We start from the raw sequence: 25,770 nt of genomic DNA on the forward strand, positions 1-25,770 counted from the left end.
CCCACACGGGGGTAGTCAGCATATACTTATCCCCATGAATGCAAAGAACCAACGCGCTCTGGAATTAGCCTGCACCACCCTTGATTTAGAAGCGGATGCGATTCGCAAAATGCGGGATCGCTTAGCCCAAGATGGGCAGTCAGCCTTGCTGCTTTCGGTTCAGCTTCTCGAACAATGCAGGGGCCGGATTGTTGTTTCAGGAATCGGCAAGTCAGGTCACATCGCCCGAAAAGTGGCTGCCACCTTTGCATCAACTGGTTCTCCCGCATTTTTTGTGCATCCCGCCGAGGCAAGTCATGGTGATTTAGGCATGGTCACTCGTGATGATGTATTCGTAGCGATTTCAAACTCCGGTGAAACCGACGAATTACTCACGATTGTCCCCATCATTAAACGAACTGGCGCAAAATTAATTGCCTTAACAGGGGATCCTAATTCTTCACTTGCTAAATTGGCAGATGCACATCTTGATATTAGTGTTGACAAAGAAGCTTGCCCGCTCAATATGGCACCAACCACTAGCACGACGGCAGCCCTGGCTATGGGTGATGCACTCGCTGTTTCTCTATTGGATGCTCGAGGCTTTAAAGCGGAAGACTTTTTACGCTCTCACCCCGGCGGAAGACTAGGTCGAAAATTAATTGCCCATGTCTCAGAGGTCATGCGTGATCTCTCAAGTACTCCTAAAATCAATGTAAAGGCATCGTTTGTAGAAGCACTTGCAGAAATGAGTGGTCAAAAGATGGGTTTGGTCGTGATTGTGAATGACACCAACCAAGTATTAGGTATTCTGACCGATGGGGATCTACGTCGTTTGCTCGAAAAACAGGCAAGCATCGACTCAATTAGTCTGGCAGAAGCCATGACCCCTAACCCAAGAACCATACCGCCTGATTTAATTGCTGAAGAAGCCATCGCAATGATGGAGCAACATCGGATTAATCACTTAATTGTGGCTGATCCTGAAAAACGCTTACTAGGCGCCCTCAACTTGCATGACTTATTTGCAGCTAAGGTAATTTAATTGATGGCACCGACTCTTCAATCACACACCACAAACCCATTATCTAACTATCCTCAAGCACTCGAGCGAGCAGCGCAAGTTCGTATATTGGTACTTGATGTCGATGGCGTTCTCACCAATGGTCAGGTTTTTTTTGGACCAGACGGAAAAGAATCAATGAAGGGCTTTGATATTCAGGATGGCTTTGGCATCAAACTTCTTCAAAGCATTGGGGTTGAGTGTGCCGTCATTACCGGTCGCCACTCAAAAATGGTGCTTGGGCGCTGTGATGAACTCAATATCACGCATGTATTTACTGGTGTCAGTGATAAAAAATTAGCACTCCTAGAATTACAGCAACGGGTTGCGTTTAATCCTGCCAACAACCTAGCGGTGATGGGGGATGATTGGCCTGACTTATCGATCATGCAATCTGCGGGCTTGCGAATTGCTCCTGCTCAGGCCCACGAAGCGGTCCGTCAAACCGCCCACTATGTCACGCAGGCTAAAGGTGGCTTTGGTGCGGTTCGTGAAGCCTGTGATTTAATCCTCAAAGCCCAGGGGCATTACGATTCGCTACTAGCCAAAGCCAGAGGCTAGGCAAACTCTTCATGAGACTTTCTCGGCACATTATTTATTTATGGATCGTACGCGGTTTATTACGTGTCCTACCCTTTTTGTTAATGGGCTCGCTAACTTTGGCCACCTTCTGGCTAGTCAAGCGCAGTACACCGCCTGAGTCGCTTGCACTAGCACGCGTGCCACAACACGTACCGGATTACATTCTCAAAAATGCAACTCTATCCAATCTTGATGAGCAAGGACAAACAAAATACCGTGTTTTGGGAAGAAAACTAATTCACTATGAAGACGATGCATCGATCGATCTAGAGCGTCCGCGGATTCGTATCTTTCAAGATCAGGGCGCACCCGTTACAGTGCGGGCCGAGCGTGGTCATATTGATGGTGATTTAACGATCTTGGATCTGTATGAGAATGGTGAAATTTTTCGCCCAGCTCAAGAGGCCTTGGGGGATCGCAAGGCTGCCCCCCAATTACTGGCCCGCTCAAGTTACTTCCAAGTTTTAATTAATGATGATATTGTGCGTACCGATAAACCATTAGAGCTTCAACAGGGAATGTCGATCATGAATTCAAGTGGTGGTGGAACGTTTAATAACGTCGATCACAGCGCAAGCCTTAAAGGGCAAGTACGTGGTCGAATCGAGCCTGCTGAGCAAAAGGGTCGTAATTGAGAACCCTGATTTTTATCCTGGCTCTTAGTGCGCTCTCCCTGTCTGCCAATGCCAATCAGGCTGATCGAGAGAGGCCGTTGATCATTAATGCCGATCAAGTTGATCTTGATGATCTAAAGCAAAAATACACTCTAACCGGTGATGTTCTTTTAATACGCGGCAGCATGGTCGGCACGGGTGAGCGCGGCTTTGTCCTAGTCACCCCCGAGGGCTATCAAATGATTGATCTAAACGGAAAGTCTAATTTACCAGCCTCAATGCGCCAACGTCGCGAAACCCTGCAAGATGAGTTTATGCAAGGGATCGCCAAAGATATTCTTTATGATGATCAGAAGGAAAGGCTTTTGTTGGTTGGTAATGCCACCGTCAAGCGCCTACTCAATATGCAAATGCTCGATCAACTCCAAGGTTGGCAAATTGAATATGAAGATGTTAAAGAGAGTTATCAGATCAAACCACAAAAGTTGGACCTAAGTCGTCCCCCGCAATCAAGGGCAATCTTGGCTCCCAGAAAAAAAGTGCTTGTTCAATAAGATGACCTCGGCTTCTCCCTCCGTTCTTCAAGCGACATCGCTTCAAAAGCGGTATGGCTCTCGCACAGTTGTACGTGATGTCAGTATTGAGGTCGCAAGCGGTGAGGTCGTTGGCTTATTGGGACCTAATGGTGCTGGCAAAACAACCTCGTTTTACATGATTGTTGGCTTGGTCCCGCTCGATGGCGGGGATATTCGCTTAAATCAAAAGAAAATTAGCCATCTTCCGATTCACCAGCGTGCTCGAATGGGACTATCTTATTTACCCCAAGAGGCTTCTGTTTTTCGTAAATTGAATGTGGCGGAAAATATACAAGCCGTATTAGAGCTTCAAGAAACGAATGGCAAACCATTAAGCAAAAAGCAAATTCAGGCTCGTTTAGATGAGCTACTTGGCGAATTACAAATTAGTCACTTGCGCAATAATCCAGCCCTTTCCCTGTCAGGGGGCGAGCGGCGACGAGTTGAAATTGCTAGGGCACTTGCCTCTTCTCCTAAATTTATCCTGCTCGATGAGCCGTTTGCAGGTGTTGATCCGATTGCTGTGGGCGAAATTCAACGGATTGTGCGCTTTCTGAGGGACCGCCAAATCGGGGTTCTGATCACCGACCACAATGTGCGCGAGACTCTTGGCATTTGCGACCACGCTTACATTATTAGCGAGGGAAGCGTTCTCGCCGCCGGTAAGCCTGATGAAATTATTCAAAATGATGCGGTTCGAAGGGTTTATTTGGGAGAAAACTTCCGCATGTAGTGCACCAATTTGGTGAATTTTTGCGATTGGTGACCGTGAAGCCTTCCTAGAATGGATTCATGCGCTTTTCGATTAGTCCCCGCCTAGGCCAACAAGCCAGCCTCAGTCCACAACTTCAACAAGCTGTGAGGCTCTTAATGCTCTCGAATCTCGAACTTGAGCAAGAGCTTGAAAAAGCCGCTCTCGATAATCCAATCATCGAATTTGAACCTGGCGCGGCTCATCACTCCACGCGTAGTGAGGGTGATGGACTTGAACAAATACCGAATCAAATCTCGCTTCAAACTGCCCTCGCTGAACAAATTCGGGTAATGAATATCAACCCGAGACTTAAAGCGGCAGTTCACTACTTGGCAGCATGTCTCGATGAGCGCGGCTTTTTAACTGAAAGCCTTGAAATCATCACCCTTGAAATCGCTGAACGTTTTCAGGAGCAGTACACCCTCGCTGAATTACAAATAGCATTAGGCCACTTACAGCAATTAGAGCCTATTGGTGTTGGCGCACGCGATCTGAGTGAATGTCTGTGTATCCAACTTCAAGAAGAGTTTAATCAACCCACCATACGATCTGAAGAAAGAGTCGTTCTTTCACTCGCCCTACAAATTTGTAAATCCCACTTAAGTAAGGTGGCAAATCGAGAGTATGCAAAGTTAAAGGTTCTTTTGGGCAAATCTGAAAGCAGTATTGAGGCGGCTATTCGGAAAATTAAAACGCTTAACCATCACCCGGCAGCCAATTATGACGATGGCATTGATCAGTTGGTGACCCCAGATATTGTCGTTTACAAAAAGCGCAACCTATGGCTTGCTAAACGTAATGAGGAAGCCGTTCCAAAAGTCTCATTAAATCAAGAATATATCAACATCATCTCTGAACACCGTGACCATGCCGATATTGGTGCAATGCGCCAAAAAATGACAGAAGCAAAATGGTTATTAAAAAATATTCAACAACGGGAAGAAACCATACTGCGCGTGGCTTCTGAGGTCGTTGCACGGCAACAATCCTTCTTTGAGTCTGGGGATATTGCACTCCGCCCATTGGTTTTACGAGAAATCGCTGATAACCTAGAGTTGCATGAATCTACTGTATCTCGTGTAACGAAGCAAAAGTACTTAAGTTGCCCCTTGGGTTTATTTGAACTAAAACATTTCTTTAGTCATTCCATTACCTCAGAGCAAGGTGATCGAGTCTCCACAACCGCGGTTCATGAAATTATTCGTCGTATCGTGGCCAATGAGTCTCCTGGTAAACCAATCTCTGATCACTCGATTGCAATGATTTTAGAAAACCAAGGGTATGCGGTTGCTCGGCGCACAGTAGCGAAGTATCGGGACTCACTGCGCATCCCAGCCATGCATTTGCGTAGGCATTAATCATGGAGGTTTGTAATGAATTTACGCATCAACAGCCGTCATCTCGAAGTTACTCCAGGCATTCGTGATCATCTAGAAAATCGTCTAGAGCGAATTCGTAAGCATTTTGATCATGTGATTGATGCCTCTGCATTTCTCATGATTGATAAAGCAAAAGAAAAAGGATTAAGACAAACGGCTGAATTGACTCTTCACCTCAAGGGAAAGGAGTTATTTGCTCAGGCGCATCACGAAGATTTGTATCACGCAATGGATGCCGTCATCGATAAACTCGACCGACAAGTTATTAAGCATAAAGAGCGAATCCAAGATCACCATCACGATAAACATCAGCTGCAAAATTAAGTGTATTGACCCCTATAATCAGGGGTCATGAATGTCCTTAGTCGCCTATTTACCACTGACAGCATTAATTTGAATGCACAAGCGTCTAATAAGGCGCAGGCATTCGAAAATGCTGGTCAGTATTTTGCGACCAAACTTCACATTCCGTCCGAGACTGTCTTAAGTTTCCTAAATGCCCGGGAAGCTCTGGGTTCAACTGGTCTTGGATTCGGTGTAGCCATACCCCATGGACGAATTAAAGGCTTACAAGAGCCATGCGCGGCTCTTTTTAAGCTCCAAACCCCAATTGAGTTTGGGGCCCCAGACGGTAAACCCGTTTCACTCCTCCTTTTTCTGTTGGTTCCAGAAAAAGCAACTCAGGAGCATCTTGAAATCCTAGCGGTCATTGCTCAGCTCCTCACCAACCCCCAAACCCTTGACCAGTTGCAAAATGAGACTGATCCTGAGAAAGTTAAGGACTTGATTTGCCATTGGGAGGCTTTGCAATGAGCCAGCAACTTTTACTGGAAGACGTCACAGCCCAACAGATCTTCGATGAAAATATTGGAGATTTAAAGCTGTCTTGGATCAGCGGCCTCGAGGGCGCTGACCGAAAATTCAACGCTGATGCCGTCAAGTCTGCGGCCGCCTCCTCTGATTTGGTTGGGCATTTAAATATGATTCATCCAAGCCGAATTCAGATATTCGGTAATCAAGAGATTGACTATCACGCCAAACTACCAAGCGCTGAACGTCAAACCCAAATTTCCTCTCTGATCGCGAGTAAGCCGCCCTGCATTATTGTGGCCGACGGTTGCAAAGCAGATGAAGAATTACAACTCTATTGCCAACGTTCCTCCACTCCCCTCTTTGCGACCAATACTTCTGCTGCAGAGGTCATTGATCACCTGCGGTTTTACTTAACCAAGATTGGGGCACCTTGCATTACGATGCACGGCGTTTTTATGGACATCTTAGGTCTTGGCGTCTTAATTACTGGTGAATCCGGCTTAGGCAAGAGCGAGCTCGGTCTCGAACTAATTTCTCGTGGTCATGGTTTAGTAGCCGATGATGCGGTTGACTTTACACGACTCGGGCCAGACTACATTGAAGGTCGCTGTCCTGAGATTTTGCGCGACCTTCTCGAAGTTCGTGGTTTAGGTTTACTGGATATTCGGACGATCTTTGGTGAAACCGCGGTTCGACGGAAGTTGAAACTCCGCTTAATTGTGCAGCTGGTTCGTCGCAATGATGGTGAGTTCGAACGCTTGCCGATTGAATCCCAGTTTGTCGAGGTTCTTGATATCCCAATTCGCACCGTGAAAATTCAGGTAGCTGCTGGACGAAACTTAGCAGTTCTCGTTGAGGCTGCTGTTCGTAACACCATTTTGCAACTAAGAGGCATTGATACTCTCAAAGATTTTATTGAGCGTCAACGCAATCAAATGAATCTCGATAGCGAACATAATAAATCCCAAGGCCGTCTCTTATAAGATGCGCATCCAACTCATTACTGGCATCTCTGGTTCAGGAAAATCAGTAGCATTACGTGCGTTTGAAGATGCTGGCTACGATTGCGTTGATAACTTACCAGTGTCTTTAATTGAGCAATTGGTAAAGACCATGGAGGGCGAACAACGTCAGCATATTGCAATTGCAGTTGATGCTAGACGCGGTGAATCGATCTCTCAATTACCTGCGCTTCTGGAAAAGCTACGCCACAAGCATCAGGTTGATGTGTTGTTTCTAAACGCGGACACCAATACCTTGGTCCAGCGCTTCTCAGAAACGCGCCGCCGTCATCCACTCTCCCACCCAACGCAATCGACCACCTTAATTGATGCGATTGAGAGGGAGCGAGAATTGCTCGCTCCTTTAGCAAGCGAAGCTCAACAAATTGATACTGGGCACATTCCTGCCCACACACTACGGCACTGGATCGCCGATCAATTAAAAGAGCGGCCCATTGGGCTAGCGTTGATATTCGAGTCCTTCGCATTCAAAGGTGGCGTACCCAGTGAGGCAGATATTGTGTTTGATGTTCGCTGCCTCCCAAACCCACATTACGAAGCGCCCCTGCGAGATCAAACTGGCTTAGATCAAGCGGTGGCGGACTATTTGTGTCAGTTTCCTGAGGTCACACAAATGCTCACTGATATTGAGACACATATCGAAAAATGGTTGCCACACTATTTGAAAGATGGTCGCAGCTATCTCACGGTAGCGATTGGTTGCACAGGCGGTCAACACCGATCGGTTTATCTCGTACATCAATTGAATCAATTATTCTCTCAGGCAGCCATCAAAGACGTATATGTCTTAGAGCGTCATCGAGAACTCGATTCCAAGAAGACCCGGATTGGCTGAGGCAGGCCGTATTCTTTTAATCGTCTTGTGCAAATCCAATCGAGCGTAGCGCTTAAGTGCGACCATTTCCGTTTGAGATGAATGATCCATGGTTGCATTCGTAGCCGTCGATGACTAAATACATGCTCGATTACATGGCCTTTTTCAACTGAGGCAATCGACCCTAAATCGCTTTTTGATAAAAGCTTTGAAAGAACAGTTTGATTTAGTAAGCTCGTGACGTCACTTGGTTTTGAACGATTTATTTTCGGTTCGATCGGCTCCCATGGGGTTTCGATTAAGGAATAGAGTCCGCCCCAAATCGCTTTTGGAGCTCGCCTCTCAAGCAATATCTCATCCTGATAACGAATCAAAAAGATATTTGTTGTAAACGTTGGTGATTCTTTTTTCTTCTTTTTCGCTGGAATAAGGTCGACCTGACCAAGCTCATGCGCTTTGCACTCACTCTTCATTGGGCACATCTGATCCTGACTTTGGCATTTAGCAGCCTTCGGGGTGCACCAGGTAGCCCCAAAATCCATTAGTGCTTGTGTGTAAATAGGCATTTGAGACTTTGACTTGGGAAGAAGCGCTGTTGCATGTTCCCACAGTAATTGCACTGTCTCATGGCTTTGTTGATCGCCTGTAACACCAAAAAATCGGCTGATGACCCGCTTCACGTTGGCATCTAGGATTGGGGCGCGCTCCTCGAATGCAAAGGCAGCAATTGCGCCTGCTGTCGATCGGCCAATGCCGGGCAGTTGCTCAAGTTCTTTTGCCGTTCTGGGGAACTGGCCCGCATACTTTGCCATGATCTCTTGGGAACAACGATGGAGATTACGTGCGCGCGAGTAATACCCCAATCCGCTCCACAGAGCCATAACCGCATCAAGATCTGCGCTGGCTAACGCTTTGACGGTTGGAAATTGACGCATAAATTGTGGATAGCGCTGCATCACAGTGCTAACCTGGGTCTGCTGTAACATGATCTCCGATATCCAAACTGCATATGGATCTTGATGACCTTGCCAGGGCAGACCTTGACGACCATAATGCTTTGACCAACGAATTAAAGCCTGGGAAAAATGAAATCCCATACCTATCGTTTCTGACAGTAAGGGCAATAATAGGTCGAGCGCTGACCCTGGGTGATTTGCCGAATCGGTGTTTTGCAGACTCGACAGGGTTCATTTGCGCGATCATAGACTTTGGTTTGCATCATGAAGTAACCTGGATCACCATGCGCATCCACAAAATCACGCAAACTGCTCCCGCCGGCTGCAATCGCTCTTTTTAAAATGGTTCGTACCGCCTCGGCCAATCGCTCACACTGAGCTTTGCTTAATTTGCCAGCGGGTAAGCCTGGATGAATACCGGCCTCAAACAAGGATTCAGAACAATAGATGTTGCCAACACCAACCACCGCTTGCCCGGCTAATAAAAATGCCTTTACCGAAATCGTTCGCTTTCGGGAACACTGGTACAAACGTGTTGCGCCCAACTGCCCCGCAAACTCCTCGGCGAGAGGCTCTGGCCCCAATTTTTGAATTAAAGGATGTTCTAACACGTCGCCCTTGGTGAATGGATGCCACAAGACAGCGCCAAACTTTCGGGGGTCGTGAAGTCGCAAACTCAGATCATCAAAATGAATTGAGACTCGATCGTGTGGCTTTAGGGGGTCTTTATGGGGCAGAACGCGCAATACCCCGGTCATACCTAAATGAATGATTAAGTAGCCATCGGTCATTTTGAGTAATAAATACTTCCCTCGGCGCTCGATCGTATTGAGTCGTTGCCCCTTCAGAATTTTTGGCAAGCCCCTAGGAACAGGCCAACGCAGTCGTCCATCAATCACATCGACATGCTTGATCTGGCGCCCTTCTAGATGGGGTTTAATCCCCAAACGCGTGACTTCAACCTCTGGTAGTTCTGGCATCGGTACATTGTAGATTCGGGGATTAGAATGTGCTGATGGGCTATCAATTGACTTCCATTTTGGCAAATTCTTATCTAAAGCGTGCATTGCTTTGGGCTATTTGCTGCTGCTCTTTTGGCCTCCTAGTGCCTGCCTCAGCTCAGACCAAAGGAGCTACCAGCGAGCAAGTCTTTGAAATACTTGCTTCTGAAATTGCCCTACAACGCGGTGAAGCTGGGTTGGCCTATCAAACCTATTTGAGTCTGGCACGACAAACCGGGGATCCTGCTTTAGCTCAACGTGCAATGGAAATCGCGATTGCCGCAAACGCAGCAGATCTCGCCTTAATCGCCGCACAAACTTGGGATGAGTTATCACCACCTGGTCAAAGTAAGCCCAAGGAAGTCTTGGTCACCCTACTCATGCTCAATCAACGCTGGTCTGATGCTATTACACCAGCCATCGTCCTTCTTAAGGAACAGAATATCAGAGAGCGCGAGCAGATTTTGCTCCAGTGGCAAAGCCTATTGGGTCGGGCCCAAGATGAGGGGGCGGCCTTAAACGCCTATTACAAAATTGTTGCGGCCCTCGTTCCACCTCCATCCAATCCTCAAATTTTGTATACCTATGCTTTAGCAGCCGAGAAATCCGGTCAGTTTGAGGTGATGGAAAAAACCTTAAGAACCCTAATTGAACGCAATCCAAATGATATTCAGGCACTCAATGCACTCGGCTACTCCTTAGCCGACCGAAATGTCAAGCTGAAGGAGGCGTATGAACTAATTCTGAAAGCGCACAACCTTGATCCTAGAGATCCGTTTATTTTGGATAGTTTAGGCTGGGTTAACTTTCGTTTAGGGAATAATGAGCTTGCCTTAAAGCAGCTGCAAGACGCATTTCGTATCAAGCCTGAAGCCGATATTGCTGCCCATTTAGGTGAAGTCCTCTGGACGCTTAATCGACCCATTGAGGCAGAGGAAGCTTGGCGACAGGGTGAATTAATCGATGCAAATAATGCCACCCTGCGTGAGACCTTAAAGCGTTTAAAACCATCTTGGGCGATCTCGATGGATGTGGTGGCCAGTCAGTGGGATGGTCGTTTTGCCGTTAAAGCAAGTGATCGACCCACCCACAATAATCAAGGTGGATCGGGTAGCTTTACCCTCACCAAAAATGGCTTAAGTGATACCTTAGAAATTCGGGGGCCGATGGGAGGCGCGATTGCCAAGATCACAATTAACCCGGGTGAGGCTATCCTAGAACGCGATGGTAAAAAAGTAAGTGCGATTGACGCCGATACCTTAATTCAAAATACCTTGGGCCTACCATTGCCTGCGCGTGGTTTATCCAATTGGCTAAATGGGCAATTACGTGCTGGCAGCCCTGCTAAGCTCGAACGCGATAATCAAGGTCAAGTCAAACGGATCTTGCAAGACGGCTGGGATTTAGCCTATGTGTGGAGTGAGAATAAGAAAATTGAGCGTCTTACCATGACTAGAAATACAAACACGGGCTCGATTGATGTACGCCTAATTTTTGATCAAGTGAATGAGTAATCGCCTCGAGCTCCTTGCTCCAGCCAAAATCAATTTGTTTCTTCATGTGACCGGTCGACGTCCAAACGGATATCACGAACTTCAATCCGTATTTCAATTAGTCAATTGGTGTGACCGCATTTCTTTAACTCGGCTCGAGCACAGCACAATTATTCGGCACGGCGGTAATCCACAGATTTCCCCAGAGAATGATCTAGTCGTGCGGGCCGCTCAGTTATTGAAAAACCATACGAACTATCCATGCGGGATTGAAATTCATCTTGAGAAAAATATCCCTATAGGAGCAGGCTTAGGTGGCGGATCATCAGATGCAGCCACAGTATTAATTGGTTTGAACCATCTCTGGGGTCTTCATCTTCCCCCGGCCGAACTGAGTGAGCTAGGATTAAAGCTAGGTGCCGATGTGCCATTCTTTTTATTTGGTCAAAACGCATTTGTACAAGGCATCGGCGAGCAACTCGAATCCATTGATCTACCCGATCAAGACTTCTTAATCATTTTTCCAGGAGAGTCAATTGCTACCGAGACTGTGTTTCAATCCGATCAATTGACCCGAAACCATGCTCCGATTACAATGGCAGACTTCCTTGCAAACACTGGTGAAGTTGGTCAGTTTACAAACGACCTCCAACCAGTTGCTTGTGAGCTCTGCCCTGAAGTAAATCGAGCATTAAATTGGTTGGCGCAAACGCTCCCAGATGCTACTCGTAAGATGTCTGGATCGGGTAGTAGTGTGTTTGCCGTCCTTCCAGGATCGATCAATCGACGCGATCTGGAACAACGCTTGCTCAATCTTCCCTCAGGGTGGGTGGGTCGGCTTGTTCGGGGTCTAAAACAAAATCCCGCTTACAATTCGGTTTTATCAGTATGACGCAGTAGGGGAGTCGCCAAGTTGGTCAAGGCACCGGATTTTGATTCCGGCATGCGAGGGTTCGAGTCCTTCCTCCCCTGCCATTGTTATGATGGATAACCAAGACTAGCTAAGACCATGAACTCTGACGCGCTCACCATTTTTACTGGCAACGCCAATCCCACACTTGCACAGGCGGTTGCTAGCCAAATGCAGTTGCAGCTAGGAAAAGCCTTCGTTGGCCGCTTTTCTGATGGCGAAATCCAGGTTGAAATCCAAGAAAACGTGCGCGGCAAGAATGTCGTCGTAATCCAGTCGACCTGTGATCCGACCAACGATAACCTGATGGAACTCATGATCATGATTGATGCCCTCAAAAGGGCATCGGCCAACCGAATTACTGCGGTCATCCCCTACTTTGGTTATGCCCGTCAAGACCGCCGCCCCCGTTCTGCGCGGGTTGCGATTTCGGCCAGAATTGTGGCCAATATGCTGCAATCGGTTGCCGGCGTTGAACGCGTTCTGACGATGGATCTACATGCAGATCAAATCCAAGGATTTTTTGATATCCCGGTCGACAATATCTATGCCTCCCCCGTCCTTTTAGGGGATCTAAGAGCAAAAAACCAGCCTGACCTGACCGTGGTCTCACCCGACATTGGCGGCGTAGTGCGTGCTAGGGCATTTGCCAAACAATTAAGCTGCGATCTAGCCATTATTGATAAACGCAGGCCAAAGCCCAATGTCTCGGAGGTGATGCATTTAATTGGTGAGGTGGAAAACCGTCACTGCGTCATCATGGACGACATTATTGATACGGGCGGCACTCTCTGTAAGGCGGCCGAGGTTCTTAAAGAACGGGGTGCCAAAAGCGTGACAGCCTATTGCACCCACCCGGTTCTATCTGGGGGTGCAGCTGCCCGTATTGCAGGATCTGAAATTGATGAGTTAGTCGTTACTGACACAATTCCATTGAAACAAGATACAAAATCAGTCAATAAAATCAGGCAGTTAAGTGTTGCACCACTGCTGGCAGAGACGATCTCGCGGATTACCAAAGGCGACTCAGTTATGTCACTTTTTGCTGAATAGCTTCCTAAGCAACTGATTTCTACCGAATTTTTACTCTTTCAAGCTATAATTTAAGGCTTTCCGTTTGGTCGCGGACGGAAATTAACCCTTAATTTGGAGTCATCATGAAAGTTGTTGCATTTGAACGAAGCGTACAGGGCACTGGTGCGAGCCGCCGCCTGCGCAATTCTGGGAAAACCCCCGGAATTATTTATGGCGGAAAGCAAGAATCTCCCTGCGCAATCGAGTTAGACCACAATGCTTTATTCCATGCTTTGCGGAAAGAAGCTTTCCATTCATCCATTTTGGATATCGAATTAAACGGTAAATCACAAAAGGCCTTATTGCGTGATTACCAGATGCATCCATTTAAACCATTGGTGTTGCACGTTGACTTCCAGCGTGTATCTGCCAGTGAAAAAATTCATATGCGCGTTCCTTTGCACTTTAAGGGCGCCGAAGAATCCGAAGCAGTGAAGTTTGGTGGAGCGATTGTTAGTCACGTTGCCAATGAAATCGAAATCACTTGCTTGCCTGGTGACCTTCCTGAGTTCTTAGAGGTGGATCTGAGCAAAATCGTGGTTGGTCAATCGATTCATGCCAAAGACGTTGCGCTACCCAAAGGCGTTAGCCTAGTTCTTCATGTCGAGCAAGAAAACCCTGTGATCGCAAACGCTCGCGTTCCAGCGGTTAAAGCGGAACCCGAACCAGGCGCTGAGGCTGCACCAGCCGCTGAGGCTGCACCAGCCGCTGACAAAGAAGCGAAGAGCTAAATCGTTTCACTCTCATAGAAACCCGCTTGATGCGGGTTTTTTATTACCCAATTGAAGTCGTTTATAGTTGGATCACTTAGCCTCAATCGACTGATAAAAATGATTCGTTTAATTGTTGGACTCGGAAATCCTGGATCAAAGCATGAGGCCGACCGTCACAATGCAGGGTTTTGGTTTGTCGATCGTCTTGCTGCTCAACATAAACAATTTCTTCAGCCTGAAAAGCGATTTAACGGTCGAATCGCAAAAATCCAAATCACAGGTCATGATATTTACTTATTGGAACCAGATACCTATATGAATCTCAGCGGGGAAGCGGTTGGTCCTCTCTGTCGCTTTCATAAGATCGGGGTAAGTGAGGTGCTGGTGGTTCATGATGAACTCGATCTCAAAGCCGGTACGGCTCGTCTAAAAAAAGGTGGGGGCAATGGCGGTCACAATGGCCTAAAAGATATCCAACAGCATTTATCAAGCCCCGAATTCTGGCGACTCCGTTTTGGAATTGGTCACCCACGCGACCTACCTGGTAATCTAGCAAAAATGGATGTGGCCGACTATGTACTAAAGAAACCGAGCTCGGATGAGCAAGAGAAATTAGATGCGGCCATCACAAAAGCAATTGGCATTTTGCCCCTGGTTCTTGAAGGCAATACACAAGATGCCATGCAAATCCTGCACAGCGCAAATTAAATCATTTAATTGGTCTGCTTGAGAGCACTCAAGACTTTATATTTTTCAAGTAACTGCTCTTGGGTTTCAGAATAAGCGGGATTGAGCGGGATACAATCGACCGGGCAGACCTGACGGCATTGAGGAGCGTCAAAATGCCCCACGCACTCGGTGCATTTATTGGGATCGATCTCATAGATCTCAATCCCCATATAAATCGCATCGTTTGGGCATTCTGGTTCACAGACATCACAATTGATACACTCGTCTGTAATCATTAACGCCATATTGATATCCCTAAAAGAATGATCAGAATAGCTTAAGTGGATTTAATTTGGGCGTTCTTCTTTTGTAACCATTTTTCCACTGAGGGAAAAACAAACTTACTCACATCGCCGCCCATGAGCGCAATTTCTCGGACAAAGGTACCAGAAATAAATTGATATTGATCTGAAGGGGTCAAAAATAAAGTCTCCACATCTGGCAGTAGGTACCGATTCATACCGGCCATCTGAAACTCATACTCAAAATCTGAAACGGCACGCAAACCCCGTACGATCACTCGAGCAGAATGCTCTCGAGCAAAGTCTTTCAGTAATCCAGAAAATCCTGCGATTTCAACATTCGGGTAGTGACTCAACACCTCTTTGGCGATTTCAATCCGTTCATCAAGTGTAAAAGTAGGACGCTTATTTTTACTATCAGCCACTCCGACAATCAGCTTGGTAAAAATACTTGAAGCACGCCGAACCAAATCTTCATGACCACGGGTAAATGGGTCAAAGGTTCCTGGATAGACAGCAATGGTCATAAAGACCCCCTTATTTATATGGATAAACAGGAGTTTAGCTCGAACTGCGGCGAAACAATACGGCTTTGACTTGGGCTGTTTCCATCGACTTAATAAGAGTCCAATTGGGCAGTACCCTTTCCAATCGACTCAGATCAAAGGGATTGGGGCATTCAATATAGATTCCGCCCCGCCCTTGATCGTGACACACGCGACCGGCCTCTTGTGCTGCGCGAACGAGTAAGTCGGGTTGACTAAATGGAGGATCCAGAAAAATCAGCTGGGCCGACTGATCATCAGCACGCTGTAAATAAGAAATTCCATCCCCATGAAGGATTTTTACTTCCCCGCGAATTGGATAAGAATTGAGGAGCTGATGCTGGGTCAGAAGTTGGTGATAGATTCGTTTATCTTTCTCGATGAATATGACCTCATCGGCTGATCGGGAGGCGGCCTCAAAACCAAGTGCTCCAGAACCAGCAAACACATCAATTACTTTTAAGCCACTGAGGTCTGAGCCCAACCAATTAAAAAGTGCTTCACGAACCCGATCAGAGCTAGGACGCAAATCCTGTTGATCCAAAACCTGAATCTGCCGGCTACGCCACACACCACCAATAATCCGAATTCGGTGGCTTTGTGCCAATTAGGGTGTACCTCCGACAAGAACACTGATCATTCTGCGCATATCTAGGTGTCGTTTAAACGCATTGCGCACATCATCTTTTTTGACCGCTGCAACTTGTTGTGTCCATATATCGAGGGTATTGAGTGGTAACTGATTCCAAGTAATCGCTGAGAGGTTATCAAGCAATTTGCGATTGCTATCGAGTCGCAATGGATAGCCATTGATTAAGTTTGCCTTAGCAGCGGCTAATTCTGCATCGCTTGGGCCATCTTCAATAAATCGTGCAATCGTCTCTTGTAATACATTGAGAGCTTGATCTGCTTGGTCATTACGGGTTTGTAAGCCCGCTTCAAAGGTTCCGGTATCGCGCCCCGGCTGAAAGTAACTAAATACGCTATACGCAAATCCACGCTTATCTCGAACCTCACCAACCAAGCGCGATACAAAGCCCCCGCCACCCAAAACATAGTTTCCGACAAGCAAGGGAAAATAGTCAGGATTGTCACGAGTGATGGCGGTCATACCCATTGCAATATGAGTTTGCTGTGTTTGAAATGGAATTCGGATCAAACGCTTGGATTCTGGCTCTATTGGTGAGCGCTCTAAAGATGGCAATGCAGGAATCACTGGTCCCTTAGCGGGTAATGCTGTAATAATTTGTTCGGCGATTTGCTTTGCTCTGGCTGGATCGACATTGCCCACAATATTCACAATGACTCGGTCTTGGCGATAGAAATCCTGATGGAATCGCTTTAGGTCACCCTCCTTAATTGCTGCAATTGATTCAATATTAGGGGATCGTGCCAACGGATAGTTTCCGAATACCTCTTGACGAAACCGTTTTTGCAGAACGACTTCTGGCTTCGTATCGCCCTCCTGAATCGCGGCACTAACGCGCTGCTTCTCACGCATCAAAATCGATGCATCAAAAATAGGTTTCGATACACTAGCTACTAGAAGTTGCAGGAGTGGATCAAAAATATCGGGTTTACTCAGTGATCGAGCGCGCACGATGGCTCTCTCACCTGAAGCGGACGCACTAATACTAGCTCCCAACTCAGCAATTGCATCTGCCTGTTGGGCCTCATTCAAAATGCCGCCCTGCCACTGAATGCCGCGGGTCAGCAGCGCAGCGGTCAAGGATGCCAGACCACTTTGATCTTTCGGGTCGTAGCGACTTCCTGCATCAATACTAATTTCAATATCGACCATTGGTATGGCGTTCGTTTGAATCAAATAGGCTTTTGTACCATTGCTTAAGGGAATCGCTTGGATTGGCAATACTGCCTGGGCATGAGCTGCGATAAACGTCGCAATTAAGACAATTAGCCCCTTAATAAGATGATGATTACGCTGCATTGTGTTCCCTTTTAATGACGCAAACTACCTGACATTCCACGCGGCTTCGCAAGCATTGAACGTGGCTGGGGATCTAAAGTCACAATGGTTAAACCATCGCTGACAAAATACGTATTAATTGCACGTTGGATTTGATCCGATTGAATCAACTGAATTCGCTCAATGATGCGATCTAAGTCACGCCAAGAGACATTCGCCATCTCTGAACTACCAATCTCCATGGCTTGAGCAAAAATTGAATCGCGTTTATATATTTGTGAAGCAAGCAATTGTGCTTTGATACGCTTTAACTCGGATTCAGTAACCCCCTGATTAGCAATGTCTCCTAAGGTCTTCATAATGCCTCTCTCAAGATCCTGCACTGTTTGACCTTTGGCGGCAGTTGCACCAATCACAAAAAGCTCTGGCCCACGGCTAATTAGTTCGTAACTTGCCCCGGTGCTATTAGCCAGTCTTTGATTACGAACTAACTCTCGATTTAACCTTGAGTTATCGTGCCCGCTCAAGACGGCAGATAAAACGAGTAAGGCATACGGATCCACCTCATCCATTTTTTTAGGATCTAGTTTGGGAACTTTCCATGCCATCATAATTTGCGGGCTCTCAGCAGGAGCCTTCAAAACAGTGCGCTTCTCGCCTTTTTGCTCAGGTTCGAGCTGAGGTTTGCGTTCAGGTAATTTTTTTGCTGATATAGGTCCGTAGTACTTTTCGACCAATGCTTTCACTGCCAATGGATTAACATCACCCGCCACCACAACCACGGCATTATTTGGTGCATACCAGTCGCGATACCACTGTCGCGCATCGGCAGGCTGCATATTTTCTAAGTCGTTCATCCAGCCGATAATAGGATGTCGGTACGGAGAGCTCATAAATGCGGTTGCCATCAATAGCTCACGCATCAAACTCGATGGATTATCTTCCGTACGTAAGCGTCGCTCTTCCATCACCACCTGAAGCTCTCGCCCAAACTCCTCATCGGAAAATTGCAGATTTGCCATCCGATCGGCCTCAAGCCTCATCACTTCGGCGAGCTTTGATTTCTCAATCTGCTGAAAATATCCGGTGAAATCACGGGCTGTAAAGGCGTTCTCACGTCCGCCCACGGCCGCCACCATCCGCGAGAACTCACCTGATTTGACTGTTTTGGTTCCCTTAAACATCATGTGCTCAAGTACATGGGCAACGCCGGTTTTGCCATTGACCTCATCCATCGATCCGGCGCGATACCACACCATATGTGCAACCGTGGGTGCACGATGATCCTGGCGAACGATCAGGCGCAAGCCATTCTTGAGTCGATACTCATGCGTATCGGACTGAGTCGCAAAAGCATTCCCTGAGACAGGCAAGTAAATAGCAGCCAAGGCAATCAATGCCGACCTGATGGCTCTCAATATTGGGTTGCTAAACTGGAATTTCGCTATCATGAATAGTTTAGATGTATGAATTATCTAGTTAAGATCACTCTTTTGGATTGTATCGACAATGTTTGGTTTACGTAAAACACTTAGCTCACTCTTTACTCGTAACCGAGTGGATGAAGCCTGGTTCGATCATTTAGAAGAATTACTGATCAAAGCCGATGTTGGTGTTTCGACATCAACCGCTCTAATAGCTAGTCTACGCAAATCGGCCAAACAGCATTCCATTACAAATTCTGAGGATTTAAAGGCAGTTCTAGTTGATGAGCTCAGCCATCTTTTGAGTGACTTAGAGTCCCCAGAAAATCCTTTAAGCCCAAGTGCTACGCATCATAAGCCAGAAATTTGGCTAATTGTAGGGGTCAATGGTGCTGGCAAAACCACATCGATTGGAAAACTATGTCATCACTTCCAGGCTCATGGAAAGTCGGTGCTCCTCGCTGCTGGGGATACATTTCGAGCGGCGGCGCGCAATCAACTCAAGGAATGGGGTGAGCGCAATCAAGTGCAAGTGCTTAGCCAAGAGAGTGGCGATGCTGGCGCGATTGCGCATGATGCAATCCAAGCCGCCTTGTCTCGGCAGGTTGACGTTGTACTAATTGATACGGCTGGCCGACTCGCTACTCAAGCGAATCTGATGGAGGAATTAAAGAAGGTCAAGCGAGTCATTTCCAAGTTGATCCCCGATGCCCCCCATCAAATTGTCTTGGTCCTTGATGGCAATACGGGTCAGAATGGAATTGCCCAAGTTTTGGCTTTTCGGAACGCGATTGGACTACACGGCCTTATCGTCACCAAATTGGATGGCACCGCTAAAGGCGGGGTAATTTGCGCACTTCGCAATGAGTTGCAAAGCCCCTCCCAAACCCAGGGCCCAAAAACCTATGTTTATGCACTTGGCAAGGGTGAGCAATTAGGTGATTTGGAGCTATTTTCTGCTAAGGCTTATGCCCAAGAGCTTGTAGAATAGCTATATAAATCAATATCTTGTAGATTATTAGACGCATTAGCACTCTATTGACAGGAGTGCTAAAATAATTCAATCTAAACTCAAATTAATCTATCAACGATGACTTTGAACACCCTCATGAATACTCGAAAAACGGGCTCGTCTAGTATTGCTCTTGCAATGCCTTCTCTACCAGCCCTTGGAGTCGGTACGATTGATGCCTATTTGGCACACATTAATCGCTTACCAATGTTAAGTGCTGCCCAGGAATACACCCTGGCGCAGGAATATCGCCGCTCCGACAATTTAGATGCTGCGCGACAACTGGTTTTGTCTCACTTGCGACTGGTTGCGTCGGTCGCTCGTCAATACTTGGGTTACGGCATTCCGCATGCCGACCTCATTCAGGAAGGCAATATTGGTTTGATGAAAGCAGTCAAACGCTACGATCCCAACCAAGGGGTACGACTCGTTTCGTACGCCATTCATTGGATCAAAGCAGAAATCCATGAATACATTCTCAAGAACTGGCGCTTAGTCAAAGTAGCAACGACCAAAGCGCAACGCAAACTGTTTTTCAATTTACGTAGCAATAAACTTTCTGCAAATGCCTTGAGCAATGATGAAATTGAGTCATTAGCTAAAGCCCTTGATGTTCGCGGTGCCGATGTCAAAGAAATGGAAATGCGGCTTGCTGGGGGAGACGTCTCGATCGAGGGGGATGGCCAAGATGAGGAAAGCTTTGCGCCAATTCATTGGCTCAGTGATGAAAGCCAAGAACCAACTGCGGTTATTGAGCAAAACGAATCGTACTCTTTGCATGGTCCAAAACTCTTGCAAGCACTTCATACTCTAGATGAGCGCAGTCGTGCGATTGTTGAAAGCCGTTGGTTGGCAGTTAACGCAGAAGGCCAAGGCGGCAAGACTTTGCATGATCTTGCTAAGGAATTTGGGATCTCTGCTGAACGGGTACGTCAGATAGAGGTCGCTGCTTTTAAGAAGTTGCGTACGCTCTTAAAAGATGAAAACCCAAGGCTTCACTAAGACTTATTGAAGTAGTAGTTTTAGGTCATGGGCAATCGGCTCGGCGCCTTGCCCATGCTTGATATAGAGGCGTAAATTACCGTTTGGATCAAACACGTAACTTCCAGCAGTATGGTCCATCGTGTAATTTTTAGGATTACTGCCCGGCACCTTGTTGTAATACACCTTGAAATCTTTAGCGACCTTAGCCAGCGCCTCGTCGTTAGCCGGTCTCAGCCCAATAAAACGAGGATCAAAAGCAGGGGGGTATTGCGCCATTAGCTCTGCAGTATCTCGCTGCGGGTCAACTGTAATAAAAATAACTTGCACCCGATCAGATAATGGGCCTAAGGTTTTCATGACCTCTTGCATTTCAACTAATGTCGCAGGACAAACATCTGGGCAGTGGGTATAGCCAAAGAAAATTAATACAGCCTTACCTTTGAAATCAGCCATGGTTTTCACCTGACCATTAGGATCCAAAAGTTCAAAATTAGAACCAAATGATTTACTGCCAGTAATATCAACATTCTTGAAGCTAGGCTTTGAACAAGCGGCCAATAAAAACACGGCGCATAAAAGGACTAATTTTTTCATGGGCTATAAGTAATGATCGATCAAAATAGCAGCAAATAGTAGAGCTAAATAAGTAATGGAGTACTTAAATGTCTTACGAGCCAACTGATCGCTGTAGTGTTGGTAAAGACGGATTGCATACATTACAAAAATACCGCTAAGAATCAGTGCACACACCAAATAGAATAAGCCACTCATTCCATAGACATAAGGAAGAATCGAGGCCGCCAATAAGATGAGCGTATAGAGCAAGATATTAAGTAAGGTAAATCGCTCACCGTGAGTGACCGGCAACATCGGCAAGCCCGCCTGTACATAATCTTCGCGTCGGTAGAGTGCCAATGCCCAAAAATGCGGTGGGGTCCACACAAAAATGATGAGCACCAATAACCAGGCTTCTGCCGATAATTGATTAGTAACAGCTACCCAACCCAATGCAGGTGGCATGGCACCAGAAAGCCCGCCGATCACAATGTTTTGGGGCGTTGCTGGCTTTAAGAACCAGGTATAAATAACGGCATACCCCACAAAGGTTGCAAAGGTAAGCCACATCGTGAGGGGATTGGTGTAAATCCACAGTACTGCCATCCCTGCGGCTCCCAAAATGCAAGAGAAAATAATAATTTGCCAAGGGGTAATCTCGCCCGTTGCTGAGGGGCGCCATGCGGTTCGACGCATTTTGGCATCAACCGCTTGCTCTATCAGACAGTTCACCGCAAATGCCGCACCGGCTAGCAACCAAATGCCAATCGATCCCCCAATTAATACTGGCCAGGGAACCATTCCAGGGGTTGCCAAAAACATGCCAATAATCGCGCAAAATACTGCGAGCTGAGTCACTCTTGGCTTAGTTAATACCCAATATTGTCTCCAGCGAGGCATAGGAGGACGAACAAAATCAGTACTCATGCAATCCCTCGCTGGGGCGGCTTACCGGATAAAAAATAGTTATTACTCCACGCACTTAAACGCACCAAGCAAAATAAAATAGCTGCCGCACCACCGGTGTGCAACAACGCCGCTACTAATGGCCATTGAAAGACTACATTGGATATACCGGTGGCGATTTGTAATGCAAGCAATGCAATGATTGCCTTCCCCCAAAATTGAACCTTTGGCTCTGGATGTCGAATTACTTTTATAGCAACGAAAAGCAAAATAGCGGAGACAAAAATAGCACCAACACGATGGGTCCAGTGGATTGTGACTAGCGCTGCCATCGGGATCATCTCACCCGATTTAGCCTCACCCAAATCGCGCCATAAGAAAAAAGCATTTTGCCAATCCATATTGGGATACCAAACACCCATACAAGTTGGAAAATCAGGACAAGCCAACACAGCATAGTTAGTACTAACCCACGCACCTAGAAAAATTTGAGCAAAGAGTGCAACAATAGCGATTAATACAAGGCTGCCAGATAAGCTTGAAATCGTCTTGGAATCACTTGAACAGAGGGCATCGTTACGTTGCGCGAACCAGACCATGCTGGCAAATAAGATCAATGCCAAGATGAGATGCATACTAACTATGATTGGTTGCAGCTTAAGGGTCACGGTCCAGGCTCCAAATGCGCCTTGTAGACAAACTAAGACCAGTAAAAACAAACTGCCTTTAATGGCTAAGGAGCGGCCTGCGCTTGGCTGCTTAAATGCCATGATGACTTGAATAATGATTAAAAACCCAACGCTCATCGCCAAGTAACGATGAATCATTTCAACCCATGCTTTAAAAACCGTTACCGGCCCTGTGGGCATTGCAGCTTCTGCCGCCCGAATTTCTTCGATGGCGCGAAAGGGATTGGATGTGCCATAGCAACCTGGCCAGTCTGGGCAACCTAAACCAGAATCACTTAAACGAGTAAATGCACCAAACAAAATGAGGTCAAAGGTTAGGAAGACGATGGTCCAATTGAGCTTTTGAAATAGCCCCATTCCTTTTTTAAAATAAAGGATTGCCAGCGGTAAGCCAGCAATCAAGAGAGCGATTCCGGCAAGCTCTAAAACCATTAGAGCCATTTCAGACATCATATCTTCTCACCCTTGCGATTTAACTTTAGAAGACGCTCAACGTCTTTACGAATCTTCACAAAGTCACTCGAGCTGGTTTTGTCGGGAAAGACCATCATCTTCTCACCACTTGGATCAATCAGAGCGATTCCTTGGCCTAGATTTTGAGTATTCAACCAAGCTTGCCATGCAGCCTCATTTTTTGGATCAGGAGCGGGAATAATATAAAAACCAGCATTCTCTTGATCATAGGCCCTCTGAATATCATCCTCAACTGGGCCGCGATCATTCACAACCCAAACCAATTGCAGACGATTTTTATTCTTACCAAGAGCTAAGCGTACCTGACGCATCAGATATAAAACCTCAACACAAGCATCATTGCCTTTTTTGCACTCGCTTGCCGGTCTTGCCACCATCAGGGTCCACTTACCGTTAAATGGAATCTCAAACCAGCTGGGATTAATTGGCTGTGGCGGCACAATCAAAGTACCATAATTGGTCTTTCCGCCCTCAGGCTTATAAACGTAATAGGCCAAATACGATGCAATTACTGGCGATGCGCATGCGAGTAGCACCAGTATCATTTGAATCCGGCCGCGACGAGTTCTGGCATCCAATGCCTTCTTATCAAGCTGACTCGCCGGAATTAATAAATCTTGATCGCTCACTGCTATATAACCTTTATGAACTTGATTTACCTTGATTGCGATAGCGCATAAAACCAGTTGTGAACCAAAATGCTAGCGCGGCCGCACCTAAAGAAAACCATTGGAAAGCATAAGCATAATGGCGATCGACGCCTGTCGTTGCCACGGGCCAAATTCGGGACAATCCATCACCTTCATCTGGGTCATTTTGACGAATAATGAAGGGTAATTGTGGATATGCCATTCGGCCCGCTTCATAGGTCAAGTCTAAATTTTGCTGAATCCGGGGTGAAGCTTGACTATTGGGTTGATTGCCAAGCTCTAACACCCTCCCTGGCCCAGTCAATGCAATACCCTCGATCACTACACTCTCCTTAGGCGTTGTAATGCTTGGCAATATCAATCGATCTTGATTATTTCTGGGGGCCCACCCTCGGTTAACCCAAACAAGGCGCTTTTCCTGACCATCAAGTAAAAATGGCATCAGCACATAAAACCCGGATTGGGTCTGCCCTGTTTGTGGCTTTAGACTGGGGCGATTATCAAGCCAAACGACCTCATTGGGCAAAAAACGACCACGCGCTCGCACCGGCCTAAACTCAGTTTCTGATAGAGTCCAATTTTTGGCATTGAGGTCAATCTGCTCTCGAGCCGCCATGGCGCTAATTTGATTAGCCAGGATTATTTTCTGATCCGCACGACCCAGTTGCCAACGACCCGCCATAATGCCAATTGCAAGAACGACTAGCATCGCAATGGTTGCGACTCTTCGCTCTACAATAAGAACTCGAAATAAACTCAAAGGTTTAGCACCAATATGAAATGGCTAATTGTTTTAATTTTGTTGGTCATCATCGCTAGCTTAGGATCGGCGCTGTATTTCATGATGAAAGACAAAGGCAATAGCTCCAGGATGGTTCACTCGCTGATGCTCAGAATTGGTTTATCGATTGCACTATTCATTGGCATTTGGATTGCCCATTACTTTGGACTCATTGAGTCCACTGGCCTGAAAGTGCCTCAATAGGCTAGGCGGCAACCAACGCTGCCGCCTATTGGCCATTACATCCAGTAAATGACGATGTAAAGCCCTAGCCAGACGACGTCAACAAAGTGCCAATACCATGCGGCACCTTCAAAACCAAAGTGATTCTCGGCGGTGAAATCACCACGAATCAAACGGCGCAGGATAATCGCCAACATCAAGCCACCCAAGAACACATGGAATCCATGAAAACCGGTCAGCATGAAGAAGGTTGATCCGTAAATTCCAGAAGTGAGCTTCAGGTTCAGGTCGTTATAAGCATGGATGTATTCGTAAGCTTGAAAACCCAAGAAAATAAGCCCAAGAAATACGGTCGCAAATAATCCATAAATGGCATGCTGACGATTTCCCTCTCGTAAAGCATGATGTGCCCAGGTCACGGTAACCCCTGAGCTCAAGAGCAATAACGTATTAATCGTTGGAATTGGCCAAGGGCCAATAGTACTAAATTTTTGAACCAGATCAGCAGGACCAACGGTTGGCCATGCAGCTACAAAATCAGGCCATAAGAGTTTATTATCCACATCACCAAGCCAGGGCACTGTAATACTGCGAGCGTAGAACAGGGCCGCAAAGAAAGCGGCAAAAAACATGATCTCGGAAAAGATGAACCAGCTCATCGACCAGCGATAGGACACATCGACGTTCACACCGTTCTTGCCGGTATTGGACTCCGAGATTGCATCACCAAACCAACCGTACAGCACAAACAGCACATAAATAACTGCTGCTAGGACCAGCGGTCCTCCCCATGAAAGGCCATTGACCCAAGCGGACATGCCGCCGCCAAAGCCAAGCAGTCCAATGCTAGCAAGGACGGGATATTTTGAGGGGCCCGGAACAAAATAATACGGTGTGGAGTTTGATGACATCGCGCTCTTTCTAACT

31 protein-coding genes and 1 tRNA gene are annotated in these 25,770 nt (G+C 46.7%); 19 read left to right on the forward strand and 13 right to left on the reverse strand.

Annotated elements, in window-relative coordinates; all coding sequences use genetic code 11:
• Window positions 1–34: 34 nt before the first annotated feature.
• From QUE64_RS08295 to rapZ, 10 genes are read left to right on the forward strand one after another with little or no spacing between them, the layout of a single operon-like run.
• Entirely contained in the window at window positions 35–1,024 is a 990-nt protein-coding gene (locus QUE64_RS08295) for a KpsF/GutQ family sugar-phosphate isomerase (RefSeq protein ID WP_286225290.1), read from the forward strand.
• Window positions 1,025–1,027: 3 nt separating this feature from the next.
• On the forward strand, window positions 1,028–1,603 hold the full coding sequence (locus QUE64_RS08300; RefSeq protein WP_286225291.1) for a KdsC family phosphatase: 576 nt from the start codon (window positions 1,028–1,030) through the stop codon (window positions 1,601–1,603).
• A gap of 11 nt (window positions 1,604–1,614) precedes the next feature.
• Window positions 1,615–2,259 (forward strand): LPS export ABC transporter periplasmic protein LptC, encoded by a 645-nt coding sequence (gene lptC / locus QUE64_RS08305; RefSeq protein WP_286223580.1) that lies wholly within the window; start codon window positions 1,615–1,617, stop codon window positions 2,257–2,259.
• Window positions 2,256–2,792, forward strand: a complete 537-nt coding sequence (locus QUE64_RS08310; protein WP_286225292.1) for an LptA/OstA family protein — start codon at window positions 2,256–2,258, stop codon at window positions 2,790–2,792. Before lptC ends, QUE64_RS08310 begins: the two co-directional genes overlap by 4 nt.
• A 1-nt stretch (window position 2,793) precedes the next feature.
• Window positions 2,794–3,546 carry an LPS export ABC transporter ATP-binding protein gene (gene lptB, locus QUE64_RS08315; protein ID WP_286223582.1) on the forward strand — a complete coding sequence of 251 codons (753 nt, stop codon included), beginning with the start codon at window positions 2,794–2,796 and terminating at the stop codon, window positions 3,544–3,546.
• A 59-nt stretch (window positions 3,547–3,605) separates the two neighbouring features.
• Entirely contained in the window at window positions 3,606–4,925 is a 1,320-nt protein-coding gene (rpoN, locus tag QUE64_RS08320; RefSeq protein ID WP_286225293.1) for an RNA polymerase factor sigma-54, read from the forward strand.
• Between the two features lie 15 nt (window positions 4,926–4,940).
• Window positions 4,941–5,270 (forward strand): ribosome hibernation-promoting factor, HPF/YfiA family, encoded by a 330-nt coding sequence (hpf, locus tag QUE64_RS08325; RefSeq protein ID WP_286223584.1) that lies wholly within the window; start codon window positions 4,941–4,943, stop codon window positions 5,268–5,270.
• Between the two features lie 27 nt (window positions 5,271–5,297).
• On the forward strand, window positions 5,298–5,759 hold the full coding sequence (locus tag QUE64_RS08330; protein WP_286225294.1) for a PTS sugar transporter subunit IIA: 462 nt from the start codon (window positions 5,298–5,300) through the stop codon (window positions 5,757–5,759).
• Window positions 5,756–6,742, forward strand: a complete 987-nt coding sequence (hprK, locus tag QUE64_RS08335) for an HPr(Ser) kinase/phosphatase (RefSeq protein WP_108509129.1) — start codon at window positions 5,756–5,758, stop codon at window positions 6,740–6,742. Before QUE64_RS08330 ends, hprK begins: the two co-directional genes overlap by 4 nt.
• Window position 6,743: 1 nt before the next feature.
• On the forward strand, window positions 6,744–7,616 hold the full coding sequence (rapZ, locus tag QUE64_RS08340) for an RNase adapter RapZ (protein ID WP_286225296.1): 873 nt from the start codon (window positions 6,744–6,746) through the stop codon (window positions 7,614–7,616).
• Here rapZ and mutY read toward each other — a convergent pair.
• Together mutY and mutM are read right to left on the reverse strand one after the other, a co-directional pair.
• On the reverse strand, window positions 7,577–8,692 hold the full coding sequence (gene mutY / locus QUE64_RS08345) for an A/G-specific adenine glycosylase (RefSeq protein WP_286225297.1): 1,116 nt from the start codon (window positions 8,690–8,692) through the stop codon (window positions 7,577–7,579). The two genes, rapZ and mutY, sit on opposite strands and share 40 nt — an antisense overlap.
• 2 nt (window positions 8,693–8,694) lie before the next feature.
• Window positions 8,695–9,531 (reverse strand): bifunctional DNA-formamidopyrimidine glycosylase/DNA-(apurinic or apyrimidinic site) lyase, encoded by an 837-nt coding sequence (gene mutM, locus QUE64_RS08350; protein WP_286225298.1) that lies wholly within the window; start codon window positions 9,529–9,531, stop codon window positions 8,695–8,697.
• 125 nt (window positions 9,532–9,656) lie between these two features.
• Between mutM and QUE64_RS08355 the strand changes: the two genes are divergently transcribed.
• The 6 genes from QUE64_RS08355 (at window position 9,657) to pth (ending at window position 14,450) form a co-directional block, all read left to right on the forward strand.
• Window positions 9,657–11,066 carry a lipoprotein insertase outer membrane protein LolB gene (locus QUE64_RS08355; RefSeq protein ID WP_286225299.1) on the forward strand — a complete coding sequence of 470 codons (1,410 nt, stop codon included), beginning with the start codon at window positions 9,657–9,659 and terminating at the stop codon, window positions 11,064–11,066.
• Window positions 11,059–11,937: a 4-(cytidine 5'-diphospho)-2-C-methyl-D-erythritol kinase gene (gene ispE, locus QUE64_RS08360; RefSeq protein ID WP_286225300.1), complete on the forward strand. Its 879-nt coding sequence runs from the start codon at window positions 11,059–11,061 to the stop codon at window positions 11,935–11,937. Before QUE64_RS08355 ends, ispE begins: the two co-directional genes overlap by 8 nt.
• A gap of 6 nt (window positions 11,938–11,943) precedes the next feature.
• Window positions 11,944–12,020, forward strand: a tRNA-Gln gene (locus QUE64_RS08365).
• Between the two features lie 34 nt (window positions 12,021–12,054).
• Window positions 12,055–13,008 (forward strand): ribose-phosphate pyrophosphokinase, encoded by a 954-nt coding sequence (locus QUE64_RS08370; RefSeq protein ID WP_286223591.1) that lies wholly within the window; start codon window positions 12,055–12,057, stop codon window positions 13,006–13,008.
• 104 nt (window positions 13,009–13,112) lie between these two features.
• Entirely contained in the window at window positions 13,113–13,760 is a 648-nt protein-coding gene (locus QUE64_RS08375) for a 50S ribosomal protein L25/general stress protein Ctc (RefSeq protein WP_286225301.1), read from the forward strand.
• Between the two features lie 99 nt (window positions 13,761–13,859).
• A complete protein-coding gene (gene pth, locus QUE64_RS08380; protein ID WP_286225302.1) occupies window positions 13,860–14,450 on the forward strand; it encodes an aminoacyl-tRNA hydrolase in 591 nt (196 codons plus the stop codon).
• 5 nt (window positions 14,451–14,455) lie between these two features.
• Here the strand turns inward: pth and QUE64_RS08385 are convergent, their stop codons facing one another.
• The 5 genes from QUE64_RS08385 to QUE64_RS08405 are packed head-to-tail and all read right to left on the reverse strand — an operon-like array spanning window position 14,456 to window position 18,636.
• Window positions 14,456–14,716, reverse strand: coding sequence for a YfhL family 4Fe-4S dicluster ferredoxin (locus tag QUE64_RS08385; RefSeq protein WP_286223594.1), 261 nt, complete (start codon window positions 14,714–14,716; stop codon window positions 14,456–14,458).
• 32 nt (window positions 14,717–14,748) lie between these two features.
• On the reverse strand, window positions 14,749–15,240 hold the full coding sequence (gene coaD, locus QUE64_RS08390; RefSeq protein WP_286225303.1) for a pantetheine-phosphate adenylyltransferase: 492 nt from the start codon (window positions 15,238–15,240) through the stop codon (window positions 14,749–14,751).
• A gap of 34 nt (window positions 15,241–15,274) precedes the next feature.
• A complete protein-coding gene (rsmD, locus tag QUE64_RS08395; RefSeq protein WP_286225305.1) occupies window positions 15,275–15,865 on the reverse strand; it encodes a 16S rRNA (guanine(966)-N(2))-methyltransferase RsmD in 591 nt (196 codons plus the stop codon).
• On the reverse strand, window positions 15,866–17,206 hold the full coding sequence (locus tag QUE64_RS08400; protein ID WP_286225306.1) for a M16 family metallopeptidase: 1,341 nt from the start codon (window positions 17,204–17,206) through the stop codon (window positions 15,866–15,868).
• Between the two features lie 11 nt (window positions 17,207–17,217).
• A complete protein-coding gene (locus tag QUE64_RS08405) occupies window positions 17,218–18,636 on the reverse strand; it encodes a M16 family metallopeptidase (protein WP_286225307.1) in 1,419 nt (472 codons plus the stop codon).
• 58 nt (window positions 18,637–18,694) lie between these two features.
• On the opposite strand from QUE64_RS08405, the gene ftsY reads away from it, so the two are divergent.
• Both ftsY and rpoH read left to right on the forward strand, forming a co-directional pair.
• Window positions 18,695–19,600: a signal recognition particle-docking protein FtsY gene (gene ftsY / locus QUE64_RS08410; protein WP_286225309.1), complete on the forward strand. Its 906-nt coding sequence runs from the start codon at window positions 18,695–18,697 to the stop codon at window positions 19,598–19,600.
• Between the two features lie 117 nt (window positions 19,601–19,717).
• Window positions 19,718–20,623, forward strand: coding sequence for an RNA polymerase sigma factor RpoH (rpoH, locus tag QUE64_RS08415; RefSeq protein ID WP_286225310.1), 906 nt, complete (start codon window positions 19,718–19,720; stop codon window positions 20,621–20,623).
• 3 nt (window positions 20,624–20,626) lie between these two features.
• Here the strand turns inward: rpoH and QUE64_RS08420 are convergent, their stop codons facing one another.
• From QUE64_RS08420 to QUE64_RS08440, 5 genes are read right to left on the reverse strand one after another with little or no spacing between them, the layout of a single operon-like run.
• Entirely contained in the window at window positions 20,627–21,199 is a 573-nt protein-coding gene (locus tag QUE64_RS08420) for an SCO family protein (RefSeq protein ID WP_286225311.1), read from the reverse strand.
• A gap of 3 nt (window positions 21,200–21,202) precedes the next feature.
• A complete protein-coding gene (gene cyoE / locus QUE64_RS08425) occupies window positions 21,203–22,087 on the reverse strand; it encodes a heme o synthase (protein WP_286225312.1) in 885 nt (294 codons plus the stop codon).
• Window positions 22,084–23,208 (reverse strand): COX15/CtaA family protein, encoded by a 1,125-nt coding sequence (locus tag QUE64_RS08430; protein WP_286225313.1) that lies wholly within the window; start codon window positions 23,206–23,208, stop codon window positions 22,084–22,086. The genes cyoE and QUE64_RS08430 overlap by 4 nt, the downstream gene beginning before the upstream one ends.
• Complete coding sequence (locus QUE64_RS08435) at window positions 23,205–23,858, reverse strand: hypothetical protein (RefSeq protein WP_286223603.1); 654 nt, start codon at window positions 23,856–23,858, stop codon at window positions 23,205–23,207. Before QUE64_RS08435 ends, QUE64_RS08430 begins: the two co-directional genes overlap by 4 nt.
• Window positions 23,859–23,871: 13 nt before the next feature.
• Window positions 23,872–24,588 (reverse strand): SURF1 family protein, encoded by a 717-nt coding sequence (locus tag QUE64_RS08440; RefSeq protein WP_286225314.1) that lies wholly within the window; start codon window positions 24,586–24,588, stop codon window positions 23,872–23,874.
• 66 nt (window positions 24,589–24,654) lie between these two features.
• Between QUE64_RS08440 and QUE64_RS08445 the strand changes: the two genes are divergently transcribed.
• Window positions 24,655–24,864 (forward strand): twin transmembrane helix small protein, encoded by a 210-nt coding sequence (locus tag QUE64_RS08445; protein ID WP_108509147.1) that lies wholly within the window; start codon window positions 24,655–24,657, stop codon window positions 24,862–24,864.
• Window positions 24,865–24,899: 35 nt separating this feature from the next.
• Here the strand turns inward: QUE64_RS08445 and QUE64_RS08450 are convergent, their stop codons facing one another.
• Window positions 24,900–25,754: a cytochrome c oxidase subunit 3 gene (locus tag QUE64_RS08450; RefSeq protein ID WP_108509148.1), complete on the reverse strand. Its 855-nt coding sequence runs from the start codon at window positions 25,752–25,754 to the stop codon at window positions 24,900–24,902.
• Between the last annotated feature and the right edge of the window lie 16 nt (window positions 25,755–25,770).

The sequence above is a fragment of the Polynucleobacter sp. HIN7 genome (assembly GCF_030297595.1).
Taxonomy (GTDB): domain Bacteria; phylum Pseudomonadota; class Gammaproteobacteria; order Burkholderiales; family Burkholderiaceae; genus Polynucleobacter.

Coding starts and splice junctions, on each gene's coding strand:
- QUE64_RS08430 (WP_286225313.1), bottom strand. CDS start 23,208: ATGATGTCTGAAATGGCTCTAATGGTTTTAGAGCTTGCCGGAATCGCT.
- QUE64_RS08445 (WP_108509147.1), top strand. CDS start 24,655: ATGAAATGGCTAATTGTTTTAATTTTGTTGGTCATCATCGCTAGCTTA.
- mutY (WP_286225297.1), bottom strand. CDS start 8,692: ATGGGATTTCATTTTTCCCAGGCTTTAATTCGTTGGTCAAAGCATTAT.
- rpoN (WP_286225293.1), top strand. CDS start 3,606: ATGCGCTTTTCGATTAGTCCCCGCCTAGGCCAACAAGCCAGCCTCAGT.
- QUE64_RS08375 (WP_286225301.1), top strand. CDS start 13,113: ATGAAAGTTGTTGCATTTGAACGAAGCGTACAGGGCACTGGTGCGAGC.
- QUE64_RS08370 (WP_286223591.1), top strand. CDS start 12,055: ATGAACTCTGACGCGCTCACCATTTTTACTGGCAACGCCAATCCCACA.
- QUE64_RS08405 (WP_286225307.1), bottom strand. CDS start 18,636: ATGATAGCGAAATTCCAGTTTAGCAACCCAATATTGAGAGCCATCAGG.
- hprK (WP_108509129.1), top strand. CDS start 5,756: ATGAGCCAGCAACTTTTACTGGAAGACGTCACAGCCCAACAGATCTTC.
- QUE64_RS08295 (WP_286225290.1), top strand. CDS start 35: ATGAATGCAAAGAACCAACGCGCTCTGGAATTAGCCTGCACCACCCTT.
- QUE64_RS08330 (WP_286225294.1), top strand. CDS start 5,298: ATGAATGTCCTTAGTCGCCTATTTACCACTGACAGCATTAATTTGAAT.
- QUE64_RS08385 (WP_286223594.1), bottom strand. CDS start 14,716: ATGGCGTTAATGATTACAGACGAGTGTATCAATTGTGATGTCTGTGAA.
- mutM (WP_286225298.1), bottom strand. CDS start 9,531: ATGCCAGAACTACCAGAGGTTGAAGTCACGCGTTTGGGGATTAAACCC.
- ftsY (WP_286225309.1), top strand. CDS start 18,695: ATGTTTGGTTTACGTAAAACACTTAGCTCACTCTTTACTCGTAACCGA.
- rapZ (WP_286225296.1), top strand. CDS start 6,744: ATGCGCATCCAACTCATTACTGGCATCTCTGGTTCAGGAAAATCAGTA.
- cyoE (WP_286225312.1), bottom strand. CDS start 22,087: ATGAGTACTGATTTTGTTCGTCCTCCTATGCCTCGCTGGAGACAATAT.
- lptC (WP_286223580.1), top strand. CDS start 1,615: ATGAGACTTTCTCGGCACATTATTTATTTATGGATCGTACGCGGTTTA.
- QUE64_RS08440 (WP_286225314.1), bottom strand. CDS start 24,588: ATGCTAGTCGTTCTTGCAATTGGCATTATGGCGGGTCGTTGGCAACTG.
- hpf (WP_286223584.1), top strand. CDS start 4,941: ATGAATTTACGCATCAACAGCCGTCATCTCGAAGTTACTCCAGGCATT.
- QUE64_RS08300 (WP_286225291.1), top strand. CDS start 1,028: ATGGCACCGACTCTTCAATCACACACCACAAACCCATTATCTAACTAT.
- lptB (WP_286223582.1), top strand. CDS start 2,794: ATGACCTCGGCTTCTCCCTCCGTTCTTCAAGCGACATCGCTTCAAAAG.
- QUE64_RS08450 (WP_108509148.1), bottom strand. CDS start 25,754: ATGTCATCAAACTCCACACCGTATTATTTTGTTCCGGGCCCCTCAAAA.
- pth (WP_286225302.1), top strand. CDS start 13,860: ATGATTCGTTTAATTGTTGGACTCGGAAATCCTGGATCAAAGCATGAG.
- rpoH (WP_286225310.1), top strand. CDS start 19,718: ATGAATACTCGAAAAACGGGCTCGTCTAGTATTGCTCTTGCAATGCCT.
- QUE64_RS08400 (WP_286225306.1), bottom strand. CDS start 17,206: ATGCAGCGTAATCATCATCTTATTAAGGGGCTAATTGTCTTAATTGCG.
- ispE (WP_286225300.1), top strand. CDS start 11,059: ATGAGTAATCGCCTCGAGCTCCTTGCTCCAGCCAAAATCAATTTGTTT.
- QUE64_RS08420 (WP_286225311.1), bottom strand. CDS start 21,199: ATGAAAAAATTAGTCCTTTTATGCGCCGTGTTTTTATTGGCCGCTTGT.
- coaD (WP_286225303.1), bottom strand. CDS start 15,240: ATGACCATTGCTGTCTATCCAGGAACCTTTGACCCATTTACCCGTGGT.